General features: G+C 67.4%; 15 protein-coding genes. 12 read left to right on the top strand and 3 right to left on the bottom strand.

Going from position 1 to position 15,983, the window contains the following annotated elements; all coding sequences use genetic code 11:
- Window positions 1–15: 15 nt before the first annotated feature.
- Both ABZ824_RS27075 and ABZ824_RS27070 read left to right on the top strand, forming a co-directional pair.
- Entirely contained in the window at window positions 16–429 is a 414-nt protein-coding gene (locus tag ABZ824_RS27075; protein ID WP_356966209.1) for a hypothetical protein, read from the top strand.
- A 58-nt stretch (window positions 430–487) separates the two neighbouring features.
- Window positions 488–1,213 (top strand): hypothetical protein, encoded by a 726-nt coding sequence (locus ABZ824_RS27070; RefSeq protein WP_356966207.1) that lies wholly within the window; start codon window positions 488–490, stop codon window positions 1,211–1,213.
- Here ABZ824_RS27070 and ABZ824_RS27065 read toward each other — a convergent pair.
- Window positions 1,191–1,949: a polyprenol monophosphomannose synthase gene (locus ABZ824_RS27065; protein ID WP_356966205.1), complete on the bottom strand. Its 759-nt coding sequence runs from the start codon at window positions 1,947–1,949 to the stop codon at window positions 1,191–1,193. The two genes, ABZ824_RS27070 and ABZ824_RS27065, sit on opposite strands and share 23 nt — an antisense overlap.
- A gap of 86 nt (window positions 1,950–2,035) precedes the next feature.
- Between ABZ824_RS27065 and gmd the strand changes: the two genes are divergently transcribed.
- From gmd to ABZ824_RS27020, 9 genes are all read left to right on the top strand, one after another.
- Window positions 2,036–3,058 (top strand): GDP-mannose 4,6-dehydratase, encoded by a 1,023-nt coding sequence (gene gmd / locus ABZ824_RS27060; protein WP_355077957.1) that lies wholly within the window; start codon window positions 2,036–2,038, stop codon window positions 3,056–3,058.
- On the top strand, window positions 3,055–4,308 hold the full coding sequence (locus tag ABZ824_RS27055) for a class I SAM-dependent methyltransferase (RefSeq protein WP_356966203.1): 1,254 nt from the start codon (window positions 3,055–3,057) through the stop codon (window positions 4,306–4,308). The genes gmd and ABZ824_RS27055 overlap by 4 nt, the downstream gene beginning before the upstream one ends.
- Before the next feature lies 1 nt (window position 4,309).
- Window positions 4,310–5,257 (top strand): GDP-mannose 4,6-dehydratase, encoded by a 948-nt coding sequence (locus ABZ824_RS27050; RefSeq protein WP_356966202.1) that lies wholly within the window; start codon window positions 4,310–4,312, stop codon window positions 5,255–5,257.
- 1 nt (window position 5,258) lies between these two features.
- Window positions 5,259–6,443 (top strand): class I SAM-dependent methyltransferase, encoded by a 1,185-nt coding sequence (locus ABZ824_RS27045; protein WP_356966200.1) that lies wholly within the window; start codon window positions 5,259–5,261, stop codon window positions 6,441–6,443.
- Window positions 6,444–6,447: 4 nt separating this feature from the next.
- Complete coding sequence (locus tag ABZ824_RS27040) at window positions 6,448–7,626, top strand: nucleotide disphospho-sugar-binding domain-containing protein (RefSeq protein ID WP_356966198.1); 1,179 nt, start codon at window positions 6,448–6,450, stop codon at window positions 7,624–7,626.
- A gap of 55 nt (window positions 7,627–7,681) precedes the next feature.
- Window positions 7,682–9,250, top strand: a complete 1,569-nt coding sequence (locus ABZ824_RS27035) for a glycosyltransferase family 87 protein (RefSeq protein WP_356966196.1) — start codon at window positions 7,682–7,684, stop codon at window positions 9,248–9,250.
- Window positions 9,247–10,524 carry an NAD(P)-binding domain-containing protein gene (locus tag ABZ824_RS27030; RefSeq protein ID WP_356966194.1) on the top strand — a complete coding sequence of 426 codons (1,278 nt, stop codon included), beginning with the start codon at window positions 9,247–9,249 and terminating at the stop codon, window positions 10,522–10,524. Before ABZ824_RS27035 ends, ABZ824_RS27030 begins: the two co-directional genes overlap by 4 nt.
- A gap of 11 nt (window positions 10,525–10,535) precedes the next feature.
- Window positions 10,536–11,885, top strand: coding sequence for a cytochrome P450 (locus ABZ824_RS27025; RefSeq protein WP_356966192.1), 1,350 nt, complete (start codon window positions 10,536–10,538; stop codon window positions 11,883–11,885).
- 399 nt (window positions 11,886–12,284) lie between these two features.
- Window positions 12,285–12,878, top strand: a complete 594-nt coding sequence (locus ABZ824_RS27020; protein WP_356966190.1) for a hypothetical protein — start codon at window positions 12,285–12,287, stop codon at window positions 12,876–12,878.
- A gap of 310 nt (window positions 12,879–13,188) precedes the next feature.
- Here the strand turns inward: ABZ824_RS27020 and ABZ824_RS27015 are convergent, their stop codons facing one another.
- Window positions 13,189–14,112: an NADP-dependent oxidoreductase gene (locus ABZ824_RS27015; RefSeq protein WP_356966188.1), complete on the bottom strand. Its 924-nt coding sequence runs from the start codon at window positions 14,110–14,112 to the stop codon at window positions 13,189–13,191.
- Window positions 14,113–14,185: 73 nt separating this feature from the next.
- Window positions 14,186–14,911, bottom strand: coding sequence for an SDR family oxidoreductase (locus ABZ824_RS27010; protein WP_356966186.1), 726 nt, complete (start codon window positions 14,909–14,911; stop codon window positions 14,186–14,188).
- Between the two features lie 105 nt (window positions 14,912–15,016).
- Between ABZ824_RS27010 and ABZ824_RS27005 the strand changes: the two genes are divergently transcribed.
- Window positions 15,017–15,856: a LysR family transcriptional regulator gene (locus ABZ824_RS27005; RefSeq protein ID WP_356966184.1), complete on the top strand. Its 840-nt coding sequence runs from the start codon at window positions 15,017–15,019 to the stop codon at window positions 15,854–15,856.
- Window positions 15,857–15,983: the final 127 nt, after the last annotated feature.

Genomic DNA, 15,983 nt, shown 5'->3' with positions numbered 1-15,983 from the left:
TGAAGGGATGCAGTAATGAAGGTCGAAGTCCTCACCCCGTCGTGCAACCTCGACACCGTCCGCGACGGGCGCGGTGGCATTTTCACCTGGGTCCCGCCGGAACCCCTGCTCGAGTTCAACCTGATCTACATGCACCCCGGCAAGGTGCGCGGCCTGCACTACCACCCGCATTTCGTCGAGTACCTGCTGTTCGTCGAGGGCAACGGCGTGCTGGTGACCAAGGACGACTACGAGGATCCGGACTGCCCGGAGGAGTTCATCCATGTGGGCAAGGGCATCTGCACGCGCACGCCGATCGGGGTGATGCACACCGTGTACTCGATCACCCCGCTGACCTTCGTCGCGATGCTGACCAAGCCGTGGGACGAGTGCGATCCGCCGATCGTGCAGGTGGCGCCGCTGCCGCACACCTTGGAAGGCAAGTCGTGAGCGGCCGAATACCGGTGCGGCCGACCAGCGCGGCCGCCCGTGCCGGACAGGACCTCGCATGAGCGGGATGCGGGTGGCGGTGCTCGGCGCCGCGGGATACGTGGGCGCCGCACTGGTCGAGGCGCTCGGCAGGACGCGGCGATGGGAGGTCGTGCCCGTGGTGCGCGACGACCACGAATCCCACTGCACGGCAGGTCGTTACGACGTACTGATCAACGCCGCCTGCCCGTCGAAGCGGTTCTGGGCCGAGCAGCATCCCGGCGACGATCGCCGGGAGACGGTGGACAAGACGCGCCTGCTGCGCGAGCAGTGGCGCTGGGACCGGTTCGTGCAGATCAGCAGCATCTCCGCACGGACCCAGCTGGACACGGTCTACGGCCGCCATCGCGCGGAGGCCGAGCGAATGTGTTCCGGCCGCGACACTTTCGTCGTCCGGCTCGGACCGATGTACGGCGGCGACTACCGCAAGGGTGTGCTGGCCGACATGGCCGCCGACCGTCCGGTGTTCGCCAGCGGCCGCTCCCGGCAGAGTTTCGCCCCGGTGGACTGGTGCGCCGACTGGATCGCCGCCCACCTGGAGGACACCGGCCTGCGCGAGGTCGGCGCACGCACCACCGTGACGCTGGCGGAGGTACGCGACGCGGTGGGCTCGTCCTCGCAGTTCGCCAAAGATGTTGTCGACGACCAGTTCCCGACCACCGCCACCGGCCCGGACTGGCCGGAGGCGGCGGCGGTGATCGACTGGCTGGCCGGGCGGAGGGTCAGCGATGCGCGGGCGAGGTGACGCGATGCCTGCCGGGGCGCAGGTACTTCTCCGCGCACAGCACCAGCAGGAAACGCACGCTGGTCGCGACATCGCGGGTGCGCATCTTGGAGGCGCCCGCGGTGCGGTTGAGGACGTGGATCGGCACCTGTTCGATCCGGAAACCATTGGCGGCGAGGATGTAGAGACTTTCGAAGAAGAAGGAGTAGCCGTTCGAGCGAACGCGATCGAAAGCCGCCACCGGAACCGTGTCCAACCGGTAGTATCGGAACGCGCCGGTGGCATCGTAGGGCATCCGCAGCAGTGTCACGGTGAGAAAATGCCCGACCCGGGTGAGGACCTTGCGGAAGGGAGTCCAGTCGGCGAGGCTGTCCTCTTTCAGATAGCGCGATCCGACCACGATGTCGAAACCGTCGGAAGCGGCGCGCAATGCCGGAAGATACGACGGCGGATGCGCGAAATCGGAATCCATCGTGATGATGTGCGCATATCCCTGCGCGTATGCCCAGCGGATACCGGCCTGGTGTGCGGAGCCCACGCCCTGCCGTCCCGCCCTGTGCAGCACGTGGATGCGGGGCGCGTGCTGTCGGGCCAGCTCATCGAGCAGATCTCCGGTGCCGTCCGGGGAATTGTCGTCGACGAACAGGACGTCGAAATCGGAGCCCTGTTCCAAGATCTGAGCGAGCAACGGGCCCACGTTGCGACGCTCGTTGTACGTCGGAATCATTACCAGAGTTTTTTCGGAGGCCGCGCTCATGCAATCGAATTCTAATACCGGCGGCGGCCGAAAGATAGGTATTGCCCGCCATTTGACGACCGGTTAGTCTCGGGGCTGGAGGTTTGATGAGAAAGGCACTGATAACCGGCATCACCGGCCAGGACGGGTCTTATCTGACAGAATTCCTGTTGCAGCAAGGATATGAGGTGCACGGGATTGTCAGGCGTGCGTCGAATTTCAATACCGACCGCATAGACCACCTGTATTCCGATACCCATTCCCAACGCCGGCTGTTCCTGCACTACGGGGATCTGATGGATTCCAGCAGTCTCAACCGGATCCTGGAGGACGTACGACCGGCGGAGATCTACAACCTGGGCGCGCAGTCGCACGTGCACATCTCGTTCCAGATCCCGGAGTTCACCGCGGAGACCAACGCGATCGGCACACTGCGCATCCTGGACGCCATCCGCAAGACCGGCATCGCGACCCGGTTCTACCAGGCTTCGTCCTCGGAGCTCTACGGCGGCCTGCACGACGTGGCGCTCAGTGAGCGCACGCCGTTCCATCCGCGCTCGCCGTACGCGGTGGCGAAGCTGTACGCGTACTGGATCACGGTCAATCACCGCGAGGCCTACGGGATGTACACGGTCAACGGCACCTTGTTCAACCACGAATCACCTAGGCGCGGCGAGGTTTTCGTCACCCGCAAGGTGACAAGGGGCGCGGTGCGCATCGCGCAGGGCAAACAGGAGAAGTTGTTCATCGGCAACCTGGACGCCCGCCGGGACTGGGGATACGCCAAGGAGTACGTCGAGGCGATGTGGCTCATGCTGCAACAGTCCGAACCCGACGACTACGTGATCGCCACCGGCGAGACGCACAGCGTGCGCGAGCTGTGCGAGACCGCGTTCGCCGCCACCGGTGTCGAATTGATCTGGGAAGGAACCGGATTGACCGAGAAGGGGATCGACCGGCGAACCTCGCGAGTGCTCGTCGAGGTCGATCCGACCTATTTCCGCCCCGCAGAGGTGCATCATCTCACCGGTGACCCGAGCAAGGCGCGCGAGAAGCTCGGGTGGCAGCCCCGGACGAGTTTCACCGAACTCGTCGAGTTGATGGTCGCCCACGATATGGAGAACGCGTGACGCAAGCAGTGGCGGTGCAGGGCTGCCGGGTGTGCGGGAACACCCGGCTCGAAACGGTCGTCGACCTCGGCACGATGGCGTTGACGGGAGTGTTCCCGGCCACCGATCCCACCGAGGTGCCGCGCTACCCCTTGGAGTTGGTGCGCTGCGTGCCCGAAGGCAGCGAGGAGTGCGGGCTGGTGCAGTTGCGCCACACCGCGGACTTCGGCGAAATGTATTCGCCCGGCTACGGATACCGCTCCGGGCTGAATCGATCGATGATCGAGCACCTCGCCCACCGGGTGGACAGGATCCGGCAGCGGGTGCCGCTGTCACCGGACGACGTGGTGATCGACATCGGCAGCAACGACGCGACGTTGCTGCGCGCCTATCCGGAAGGGTCGGCGACGATTCTGGGCATCGACCCGCTGGGGGAGAAGTTCCGCCGGTTCTATCCGCCGCACGTGCGGTTGGTGACCGGCTACTTCGACCACGAGCTGGCCGAATCGGTGCTCGAGGGGCGGCGGGCCAAGGTGATCACCTCGATCGCCATGTTCTACGACGTCCCGCGCCCGCTGGAGTTCATGCGCGCGGTGTACGACAACCTCGCCGACGACGGCATCTGGGTGCTCGAACAGAGCTATCTGCCCGCGATGCTGGCCACCACCTCCTACGACACCATCTGTCACGAGCACCTCGAGTACTACACCCTCGACCAGATCGAGTGGATGGCGCGGCGGTGCGGGTTCGTGGTGCTCGAGGTGGAACGCAATACCGTCAACGGCGGCAGCTTCGCACTCACACTCGGCAAGCAAGGGGTCGCCTCGCCTGCCGACGCCGCCGCGCTGGATCGGATGCGCCACGAGGAGTCCGCGCTCGGGTTGCACACCTCGCAGCCGTACGCGGAATTCGCCAAACGGGTCGACCAGCATCGCGAACAGGTCCGGGAGTTCTTCGACCGCTCCCGCAAGGCCGGTCTGCGCACGCTCGGGTACGGAGCCTCCACGAAAGGCAATGTGGTGCTGCAGCACTGCGGGATCGGGCCGGAGGATCTGGCGTGCATCGCGGAGGTCAACGACGACAAGTTCGGCAAGTTCACCCCCGGCAGCGCGATCCCGATCGTGTCCGAGGAGCAGGCGCGTGCCATGGCGCCCGACCAGTTCTTCGTGCTGCCCTGGCATTTCCGCACCATGATGCTGGAGCGGGAGAGCGCTTTCCGCGCGGCGGGCGGGCGGTTGGTGTTCCCGCTGCCGGAACTGGACGTGGTGTGAGATGACCATCGTCGTCACGGGCGCGGCCGGGCAGGACGGCACGCTGCTGTCGGACCTGCTCGCCGGGCGCGGCGAGCGCGTGCTGCGCATCGGCCGCGACGGCCCGGTCGACATCACCGACGCCGCCGCGGTCGAGGAACTCGTCGCCGCCGAACGCCCCCGGCAGGTCTACCTGCTGGCGGCGGTGCAACATTCCTCGCAGGACGACCACGGCGACCCGCACGAGCTGGCCCGCGCCTCGCATCGGGTGAATACGCTGCCGGTGCAGCATTTCGCGGAGGCGATCGATCGCCACCGCACCGGCACCCGCCTGTTCTACGCGGCCTCGTCGCACGTCTTCGGCTCCGACGGCGACGCGGTGTGCGACGAGAACAGCGGGCTGCGGCCGGACTCCATCTACGGGGTGACCAAGGCGGCCGGCCTGCTGGCCTGCCGCGCCTACCGTGCCCGCGGCGTCTTCGCGGCGGCCGGGATCCTGTTCAACCACGAATCTCCGCTGCGTGCAGAGAAATTCGTCACCCGCAAGATCGTGCGCGCCGTCGCCCGGATCCAGCGCGGTGAGACCGGCACGGTGGAGGTGGGCAGGCTGGACGCGGGCGCCGACTGGGGATACGCGCCGGACTACGTCGAGGCGATGACGCGGATCCTGGCGCTCGACGAGCCGGAGGAGTTCGTCGTCGCCACCGGCGAACACCACACGGTCGCGCAGTTCTGCGCGGCGGCGTTCGGCATGGCCGGACTGGACTGGCACGACCATGTCCGCGAACGGTCCTCGGTGCTCACCCGCGGCGGGCGACCGCGCGTGGGTGAGTCGAGGAAGTTGCGCGCGCGGACCGGGTGGCGCCCTTCGGTGGATTTCCACGGCATGGTGCGGGCCATGCTCGTCGCCGAGGGCGTGCGCCTTGCTGAGCAATCGAGGCCGGTACGCACCGGCGGAACGGATGGATGACGTGACCCTGAACGACGAGAACGTTCTCGCCGCCCACTTGATCTCCGTCGCCGACGGCGTCCCCGAGGAGACCGCCGCCCGGATCGGCGAGATCGGCACCGAGACCGTCGCCGACGCGGTGCTGAAGGAGATCGCCTGGCGCGCGGGCTACGGCGCGCGCCCTGGACAACCGGTGACCGCGGTGTTCGAGCTGACCCACGAGGGCAAACAGCTGGACTACCTGGTCACCTTCGGCGCCGACGACCCCGCGATCGCGCCGGGCACCCTGGAGGACCCGTGGCTGGTGGTGCGCCAGGATCTGGTGGAGTTGCTGCGCGCGGTCTACGGACCGCCCGACGCTGCCCTCGGCACCCGCGCCATCACGATCAAGGACGAGCCGGGCCCGGGCAGTTTCGCGCCGGACGACCCGTGGCGATTGGCCCGCGACGCCGCCGCCGTCGCCGCCGACCGCATCGTCACCGCCTGCCGTCCCCACCACTACGACCTCGACGCGCTGTCGCTGCACTTCGGTTCGGACAAGTGGGGCGGGCACTGGTACACCCAGCACTACGAGCGGCATTTCGCGCCGCTGCGCGACAGCCGGATCCGCATCCTCGAACTGGGCATCGGCGGATACACCGCCCCCGACGTCGGCGGCGCGTCGCTGCGGATGTGGAAGCAGTACTTCCGCCGCGGCCTGGTGTTCGGGCTGGACTACTTCGACAAATCCGGCATCGCCGAGCCGCGCCTGCAACCCCTGCGCGGCGATCAGGGCGATCCGGCGTTCCTCGACGGGCTCGGCAACTCGCTCGGCCCGTTCGACATCATCATCGACGACGGCAGCCACATCAGCGGCGACGTGATCGCCTCGTTCGGTGCGCTGTTCGCCCACCTGCGGCCGGGCGGACTGTACGTGGTGGAGGACACGCAGACCTCCTACTGGTCGGGCTGGGGCGGAAGCAGCACCGCGACCGACGATCCGGCCACCACCATCGGTTACCTGAAAACCCTGGTGGACGCCCTGCACCACCAGGAATTCGAGAAGGAATCCGGCCGAGCGGCAGGCGCTTTCGACGACTGGATCGGGGCGCTGCACTTCTACCACAACATCGTGGTGATCGAAAAACGCCGCAATGCCGAGCAATCGGCTCCATCATGGGTGCCTCGGCACACCAATCCGATGGAGTGGATGAAGCCGAAGGAGTGATCGGATGAAGTTTCTAGTCGTGCCGGTGCCCTCGTCGGGCCATCTGCTGGCGATGGTGCCGTTCTGCTGGGCGCTGCGCCAGGCAGGCCACGAAGTGCTGGTCGCCTCGCGCGACGACGTGACGGCGACCGCGCTGCGCTCGGGGCTCAACGCCGTCGAGGTGACCGCGCTGAACGTGCCGATGGACCAGTTGCGTACCCAGGTGAACCCGGGCATGTTCCCGCTGCCGCTGTTCGCCGACCGCGACCAGTCCAGCGGACAGGGCCTGTGGCAGATCGCCGCGCAGAATTGGCACAACCACGCCCGCCAGTACCTCGAGACGTTCGCCGCGGTGGCCACCGACTGGGGCGCGGAGGTGATCCTCACCGACCCGCTGGCCACCATCGGCCGCGCGCTCGGCGCGCAACTGGATCTGCCGGTGCTGGTGCACCGCTGGGGCATCGACCCCACCGGCGGTCCCTTCACCGACCGCACCGCCGCACTCGCCGAGGAGGCGGGCACTCGGCTGGCCGACCCGGTCGCCGTGCTCGACATCTGCCCGCCGCGGCTGCAAGCGCCCGACGCCGCGCCGAGCATCCGGCTGGGCTACGTCCCGTTCAACGGCACCGGCGTGCTGCCGCCGTGGCACCGCAACGAGCACGGCCGCAAACGGATCGCGGTCTGCATGGGCGGCAGCACGCTCGGCCTGACCGGTCCCCGGCCGCTGGAGTCCGTGCTCGCCGCGCTGGCCGCCGTCGACGACGCCGAGGTCGTCGTCGCGCTCTCGGCACCGGACCGGGCCACGGTCGGCGAACTGCCCGGCCATGTCCGTGTCGTGGAAGAGGTTCCGCTGAACCTCTTCCTGCCGGGCTGCGATCTGCTCGTGCACCACGGCGGCTCGACCACCGGCCTCACCGCAGGCTGGTTCGGCCTGCCGCAGTTGGTGCTGCCACAGATGTTCGACCAGTTCGATTACGCCAGAGGCCTGGTCCGCAGTGGGGCCGGGCTGACCGCAGAGACCGCTGCCGGGCAAGGCGACGTCGAGGCGCTCACCACCGCGATCCGCACGCTGCTGCGCGAGCCGCGCTTCCGCGCCGCCGCCGAACAGATCGGCGCCGACCTGCGCGCCGCGCCCGCACCGGGCGACGTGGTGTCCCAGGTTGTTCCGCTGCTGGCCGAGCACGCCGGAGCAGCGACCAGATAGACCGTCCGCGCGGCCCGAACCGGGCGGCGCGGGAACCGAAAGCCGTAGGTTGCAGATGATATCCAGGACATGGACCAGGTTCCGTGGTTCGCTCGACTACTACGCCGCGATGTACGCGGTGTTCGTGGTCGGCATTCTCGTCCCCGTCGTGATGATCGTGCTCGCGCTCACCGGCCTACCGGGCCCCGTGACCGCCGTGCTCGGCATCGTGTGCGCGGCGGTGCTGTTCGTGCTGTTCGTGCCGAGGGTGCCCGACGAGTGGCGGGAGGTGGTGCGCAGCAAACCGATCGTGGTGCGGGTGCTGTGGAGCCTGGTGATCGTGCTCGTCGTCGCGGTCCTGGCCCGGTTGACGCAGTTCATCCTCGACGCCGACAACGTGGACGCCTCGCTGTCGGCCGACGACGACTTCCTGGTCAAGAAGACCCACCTGTCCGGCTACATCAGCGGCGCGCTCATGGCCGAACACGACCCGGCCGGTCTCTACGACCGTCACCGCTACGAGTCGCCCCAGGCGGATTCGATCCTGCCCGCGGTGACACCGCAGGATCGCGACGCCTACCTCTACCCGCCGCCGTTCCTGCTGCTGCCGCGATTGCTGCTGCTGTTCAGCCACGACTTCGCCACGCTGCGGGCGCTGTACTACTCGCTGTACGTGGCGATCGTGCTGGTGGCCATGTTCGCCATCGCCCGCTGGATCGGCGGCAGGCAGGGCGGGGTGCTGGCGGCGCTGACCCCGGTGGTGTGGATCAGCCTGCCGACGCTGGCGACCATGCAGATCGGCAACGTCCACGTGCTGGTGCTGTATGTCGGCGGTGCGGGCGCGATGGCGCTTTTCCATCTGCGGCGCAACATCTTCGGCGGCGCGGCGCTGGCGTTCGCGATCGTCGCCAAGGTGTCCCCGGCGATTCTGCTGGTCTATCTGCTGGTCCAGCGGCGCTGGCGGCCCGCGGCCTGGACGGCCGTGTTCGGCGGCCTGTATTCGCTGGCGACGTTGGCGATCTTCGGTTGGGAGCCGTGGCGGCAGTTCTTGTCCGACGGCACCTGGAAGCGGCTGGCCAGCGGGGAGTTCCACCAGTTCGTGCTGGTCGAACGCGCCAATCAGCTGGTCAACTATTCGCCGTTCGGGCTGCCCTACAAGGCGAACATCATGGGCTGGGACATCGGCGATCCTGTCGGTCCCGCTCGCCTGATCACCAACGTCTACACCTTGCTGCTGCTGATCCTGGTGGCGGTCACCGCGGTGCGCATCCACCGGCGGCTGTCGGCGGGGGCCGAAGGGCCGCGGGTGCGCGCCGAGCAGCTGGCCATCTGGCTGGCGGTGCTGACGCTGGCGTCGTTCCGCGCGCCGTTCGGGCCGTGGGTGTACATCGCGGTGGGCGCGGTGTGGATGCTGGCGGTGTACGCGGGGCTGATGCGCGGCGGCAAACGCACCGTCGCCCTGCTGACAGTGGCCTGGCTGATCATCGCGGTCTACAACGAGAACGTCTACTTCACGCTGGTGGCGCAGACGATCATCTACGTGGCCTGCTTCTTCGTGGCCTGGCGGGCGAGCGCGGGCACCGAGCCGGAACCCGCGCCGCCGCAGGAGGACTCCCCGCGAACGGAACGGGTCTCCGCGGCATGAGCACCTATTGCGTGATCGGCGCCGGCGCGGCCGGTCTGGCGACCGCACGCGAATTCGCCGCGCACGGCTTGGATTTCGAGGTACTCGAAGCGGCCGACGGTATCGGCGGGATCTGGGACGCCCGGCGCCCCGACTCGCCGGTCAGCCGCAACACGCACGTGATCGCTTCCAAAGGGGTGCAGGCGTTTTCGGGGTTTCCGATGCCCGAGGACTATCCCGACTATCCCGGGCACGAACTCGTGCTGCGCTACCTCAACGCCTACGCCGACGCTTTCGAGCTGTGGCCGCGCATCCGGTTCAACACCGCGGTGCAGCACGTCGAGCCCGGCGATGACGGCTGGTCGGTGACGCTGGCCGACGGATCCGAGCGACGCTACGCGGGAGTCGTCATCGCCACCGGCCACGACCGCACCCCGCGCCGCATCGACATCCCCGGCTCGGGCACGGTGCCCGTGCTGCATTCGAGCGAGTACCGCGATCCCGAACAGGTGCTCGGCAAGCGGGTGCTGGTGATCGGGGCCGGACAGTCGGCGGCCGACATCCTGTCCGATTGCGCGGTCAACGCCGCGCTGACCCTGCACAGCAGTAGGCGCGGGTTCTACTGCATGCCGAAGTACATGCTGGGCCGCCCGACCGACAGCATGCTGCAGGGCCGGATGTGGCGGCCGCTGCGCAAGCGGGCCTTCGAGCGGCTGTTCTCCTATCTGCGCGGCCGCTCCCGCTCGTTCGGGCTTCCGGTGCCCGATTTCGCCGAGGGCATCGTCATCCCGATGCTCGGCGACCAGTTGCACCACTACTACACACACGGCGACATCACACCCAAACCCGACGTCACATCGATCGACGACGACCGGGTGACGTTCGCCGACGGCACCGAGGAGAAGGTCGACCTGGTGGTGCTGGCCACCGGGTTCGTGCCGAACTACCCCGTCGTCGACCGAACTCTGTTGAACTGGGCCGACGGCAGCCTGCGACCGGGTTTGTATCTCAACATCTTTCCGCCGCACACCCGCGACTTGTTCGTGATCGGGATGGTGCGCCCGATCGGCTCGCACTGGGACGTCTACGAGAAGCAGGCCGAGTTGGTCGCCGAATATCTGCGCGCCAAGGCGAACGACCCGGTGCGGGTGGAGCGTTTCGACCGCGCCACCCAGGGCCGCCAGCCCGACCTGTACGCCGGGCTGCGGCTCTATCACGCCGACCAGTACCCACTGGTGGTGGAGAAACAGGACTACGTGAACCAGCTGCGCAAGCACGCCAAGCTCTTGAAGTGAAAGGTCGGACCATGAAAGCACCCGGGCCCGGTCTGGTGGAAACCGGACGCATGCTACCGAAACTGGCGAAGAACCCGCTGACGACGGTGGGCGCGTTGCTGGACGGCTACGGCGACGTCGTGCGGGTCAAGGCGGGCCCGATGCTGGTCTACCTCGTCGCGGATCCGGCGATGACCGAGTACGTCCTCAAGGACAATTACACCAACTATCGCAAGAGCCCGATCTACGACGAGTTCAGCATCCTGCTCGGCGACGGGCAGCTGACCACCAACAACCTGGAGTACTGGCGTAGACAGCGCAAACTCATCTCCCCGGCGTTCTCCCACTCGCACGTCAAGGGTTTCGCCGACGACATCACCGACAGCGCCGCGGCGATGCTCGACAGCTGGGACGCCGCGGCCGGAGAATTCCGCGACATCTACGACGACTACGTCAAGCTGCTGCTCGCGGTGACCGGCCGGATCCTGTTCGGCATCGACCTGTCCACCGACACCACACAGGTGACCGACGCGATGCGCGCGGCGTTCGCGCTCATCATGAAGCGGGTGAACGCGCCGGTGAAGCTACCGCAGTCGTTCCCGACGCCGGAGGCACGCCGGGTCGCGCGCAAGGTCGGCGAACTCGACGACGTGGTGCGCCATCTCATCGACGAACGCCGCCGCGGCGGCGACACCAGCGACGTGCTCACCGCGCTGGTGCGCGCTCGCGACGAGGGCGGGCAGGGCATGCGGGAGGAGGACTTGCTCAACGAGATCAAGACCTTGCTGGTGGCCGGTCACGAGTCACCGGCCAACGCGCTGTCGTGGGCGTGCTACCTGCTGGCCACCCATCCCGAGATCCAAGAGCGACTGGCCGAGGAGGTGCGCTCCGTGATCGGCGACCGCACGCCCACCTTCGCCGATCTCGGACAGCTCAGCTACTGCCGCATGGTGATCGAGGAGACGATGCGGCTGTATCCGCCCGCCTGGATCGTCGAACGCACGCCGATCGCCGATGACGAGATCGGTGGCTACCACGTGCCCGCGGGCGCGCGGGTCACATTGTGCATGTACTACGTCCACCGCGACAAACGTCTGTGGGACGACCCGGAGCAGTTCCGTCCGGAGCGTTTCGCCGACGCCGCCGTGGCCGAACGGCACAAGTTCGCGTTCTTCCCGTTCTCCGGCGGCCCGCGCATCTGCCTGGGCAAGGACATGTCGATGACGGAGATGGTGCTGATCCTGGCCATGACGGTGCAGCGTTTCCGCCTCGAACTCGACGACACCCACCCGGTGGTGCCGCTGGCTTCGGTGAACCTGCGCCCGGAGTTCGGCATCCGCATCCGCCCGGTCCGCCGCGTCACCGAACCCGTGACGACCTGACCTCGCCTGCCGGAGCAGACGTGCCGATAAACGCGGAGTTGCCGAAGGGCGTGCCGAACTCGGCGGCGTGCAAGGAGTGAGCAGGCCAGTCCAAGCAGCCGCGGGCACCTGGTCAGGACGGGTGGCGTGCTGAGTTCAGCTCGCCACCGGTCGGGGTTCCGGTAGTAATCGCCGAAAAATTAACGGATATGGCGTAGTGGCGGGTCAGCCCCCACCGGCGTGCCTATGAAACTGGAAAGCCTTCTGGCACAGGCGCAGTTCCATTGTTTTCGTGTCGACGGATATGTCGTACCGGTGCCATAGCATTCGCCGAGAACCAAGCGGACACAGTTCGACAAACGAGACGGAACAATGCCACAATATGAGCAAGGCCAGCCCCGACCCGATGTGGACGGGAGCATGAGCGAGGACCAGCCCGCCATTCTGGCGAATCTCACCAGAATGCTGTCTTGTATCGGGCCCACGTGCGGGGACTCCATCGACTGGGGTGCAGCGGAGCACGTCTACGGAACCTCCTTCCCGGCCGATTACCGAGCCTTCATCGCGGCCTTCGGCAGCGGCGGGATCGAAGATGTGGTCGGTGTTCTCACCCCCGCTGTCTCTTCGGCCGAGTCACAGATATCCAATGTCTCGAGGCTCTCGGAGAGCGCGCTCACCGACGAAGGAGTGAACCGGTGGGCCCTCGCCGACCAAGGCCGGTATCGGTTGGAGGACCTGCTCATCTGGGGCGGAACAGCCGCGGCCGACACTTTGTGCTGGATCACCACAGACCCGGACCCGGACCAATGGCCGGTCGCGGTCTACACACGCTTGAATCCAGAGTGGACCGTATACCCGTGCGGTATGGCCGAATTCCTGCTCAAGCTCCTCCGCAACCAGTGGCACCCATACCCGATCAGCGACACCTCGCTCCGGCATGACACGCACCCGCGCTTCCTGCACGACAAGGACGAGGCAGCTGCATACGAAGCGGGCCGCTACCCTTGGGAGTAGTGATCCGAGCGACCTGCTCAATCACGTTCGGAGAATCTCCGACTGATAGCGACTCAGAACCCGATCGCGCATCGGCAGGAGGCCGATGAGAGTCGCACGGAGTTCTGCGATGGGATCAGAAGAGGGTGTCTCGTACGTGTAGCGGCCGGTAGCCGGTCGGTCCGAGCTGGGCGAGTTCACCTTCGATATCGACCTCGATCGCGCCGAATAAGTTGATGTCGGCGCTGTGCGCGGGGCGGGCTTGGGCCGACCTGACTCACCCTACGGTTGAGCAGTGCCTCTGGGTCGGGGCGCATTGTGTTGGTGCAGGTCAGGGCTCGAGCACGATTTTGCCATGGGTGTGGCGGCGTTCGAGTTCGGTGTAGGCCTGGCGGACCTGCGCCAACGGGTAGACGTTCGCGATCGGGACTTCGAGGTGTCCGTCGGCGATCAGGGCGGCCAATTCGGCGAGCACCTCGGCGCCCGGCCTGGCGTCGGTTCCGGGTTCGGTTTTGACTCCGTACTTCGCGGCTGCCGCGAAATCGGCGATGGTGTCGATCCGTTCGACCGAGACGCCGAGAGCCAGGGCCAGCTCGACGTAGCCGCCGCCGTAGGTGTCGATGAAGGCGTCGACGCCGGCCGGTGCGGCGGTCTCGATCCGTTCGGCGGCGCCGGCTCCGTAGGCGACCGGTATCACGCCGTGGCTTTGCAGCCATTCGTGGTTGCGCTCGCTCGCCAGGCCGATGACGGTGGCTCCGGCACGGCGAGCGAGCTGTACGGCGAGCGAGCCGACTCCGCCGGCCGCCGCGGATACCACAACGGCCTCACCCTGCTCGAGCTGTACGGAATGCACTGCCCGCCAGGCGGTCACGCCGGCGACGTAGAGGCCGCCCGCCACCTCCCATGAGACGTTGCGCGGTTTGGGTGTGAGGTTGTCGACGTCGACCAGGACCAGCTCGGCCTGGGCGGCCCGCTTCTCGGAGAACCCGATCACCTCGTCGCCGACCGAGAATCGGTCGACTCCGGCGCCGACCTCGGCGACAACCCCAGCGAGGTCGCTGCCCTGCCCGGAGGGAAATGTCGAGGGAAAGATCTCGGCCATCGCGCCGGTGCGGATGGCCGCCTCACCGGGATTGATGCCAGCCGCCCTTACCTGCACGAGGACCTGCCCGTCCTCGGGTACGGGCCGGTCGACGTCGTCGACCCGCAAGACCTCGATTCCGCCGAACTCGTCGTATCTGACTGCCTTTGTCATGGTCTTGCTTCTCCCTCGGCGCGCGGCGCGCAGCTGACGTCGAGAACGGGAACGGTGGGCGCCGGTGTTCTTGTCACCAGGGCACTGTTCCGGCGTCGTCGAAGAATCCGCCGGTCGGTCCGTCGTCGGGCAGGGTCGCGAGGTGAATCGCGATCGCCGCGCCCTGTTGCGGTGTGCGGACGCCGCGAAAGCCGTTGAGGTCGGTGGCGGTGAAGCCGGGGCAGCCGGAGTTGATCAGGATTTTGGTGTCGCTGAGTTCCTTGACGTATTGGATCGTGAGGGCGTTGAGGAAGGTCTTCGACGCCAAGTAGGCGGCGGGAACCGGGCCCATGTCGATGCCGGGTGTGGTTTGCAGGGCGAGCGAGCCGACGCTGCTGGACATGTTGACGATTCGCGGTGAGGCCGAGGCGCGCAGCATCGGCAGCATCGCGTTGGTGACCCGAATGACCCCGATCACGTTGGTTTCCACGACGATTCGCACGGTGGCGGGATCGACGGTGGTCGGTGTCTGCGGCAGGTCGCCGGTGATCGCGGCGTTGTTGACCAGGACGTCGAGCCCGCCGGCCTGGTCGGCGATCAATTCGGCCGCCGCGGCCACACTCGCGTCGTCGGTCACGTCGAGCGGCACACCGAACGCATCGGTCCCGGCCGCGCGTAGCTTCTCCACCGCGGTGTCGCGGCGTTGCCGATCTCGCGCGCCCACACCGATTCGCCAGCCGAACGCGCCCAGGCCGGCGGCGATCTCGTATCCGATTCCCTTGTTCGCGCCGGTCACCAGCGCGATCGTCTGTTCACTCACACCGTCGATCCTGCTGCGGTTGCGGGTGCGGCGTCCAAGACCGGTCGGGTTTGCGTCGATACCGCACGGGTATCGGTCGAGGTCATCGCCGGTTACCATGGCCTGGTGGAGACGCGGGAGATGCGATATTTCGTCGCCGTCGCCGAGGAGTTGCACTTCGGGCGGGCGGCGCAACGGCTCTCCATGGCGCAACCACCACTGTCGCGAGCCATCCAGCAGCTCGAGCGGCGGCTCGGAGTCGTTCTGCTGCACCGCACCGCTCGCGCCATCGCCTTGACCGAGGCCGGGACGGTGCTGCTGCGCGAGGCCCGGACCGCGCTCGACGCGGTCGAAGCCGCCGAGCGCCGCACCCGCCGCGCCGCGGCCGACCAGCCGGGTGTGGTGCTGGTCACCAAGGCCGGCGCGTCCAGGGAACTGTTGTCGAAGCTGCTGGACGCCTACGCCGCCGAACCGGGCGCCGTGGCCGTCGAGGTGATGCTGTGCGGGCCCGGCGAACCGGAAAGTCTGCTGCGCAACGGGCGTGCCGACGTTGCGCTGCTACACCGGCCCTACGACACGACAGCCGGATTCGACACCGAGGATCTGCATACTGAACAGCAGGTGGTGGTCCTGCCCGCGGGTCATCCCCTCGCCGACCGGGCGCATCTATCGTTCGCCGAGCTCGACGCCCAGACGGATCTGCCTCTGCCGCGCTGGCCGCGACGGGATGGAAGTTATCCGGACGGCCCCGGCCCGCGGGTGCGCGACCATACCCAACTGCTCCAACTGATCGCGCTCGGACTGGCCTGCGCGGTCGTGCCCGAGTCGCTGCGAACTCAGCTACGCGACGATCATGCCGTGGTGGCGGTGCCGGACGCACCGGTGGTCACGACCGTCATCGCCTGGCCGCCACACAGCAGATCCAAAGCTGTTGCCGACCTCGTCCGCACCGCGACACGCCTCTGATCGGCACCACTGTTCGCCGGCCGCACCGAGTTCACCGCGGCCACAGGCCCGGTCGACAGCCACCGCGACCGTGACACTTCGGCGACACATCGGTGACCGGCAACCCGTCCAGCTGTGCGCACCGCGA

Origin of the sequence: Nocardia sp. NPDC047038 (genome assembly GCF_040644075.1) — a bacterium.
Taxonomy (GTDB): Bacteria; Actinomycetota; Actinomycetes; order Mycobacteriales; family Mycobacteriaceae; genus Nocardia; species Nocardia sichangensis.
Note: the sequence above shows the minus strand (reverse complement) of the source record. Positions and strands in the feature narration are given on the sequence as shown.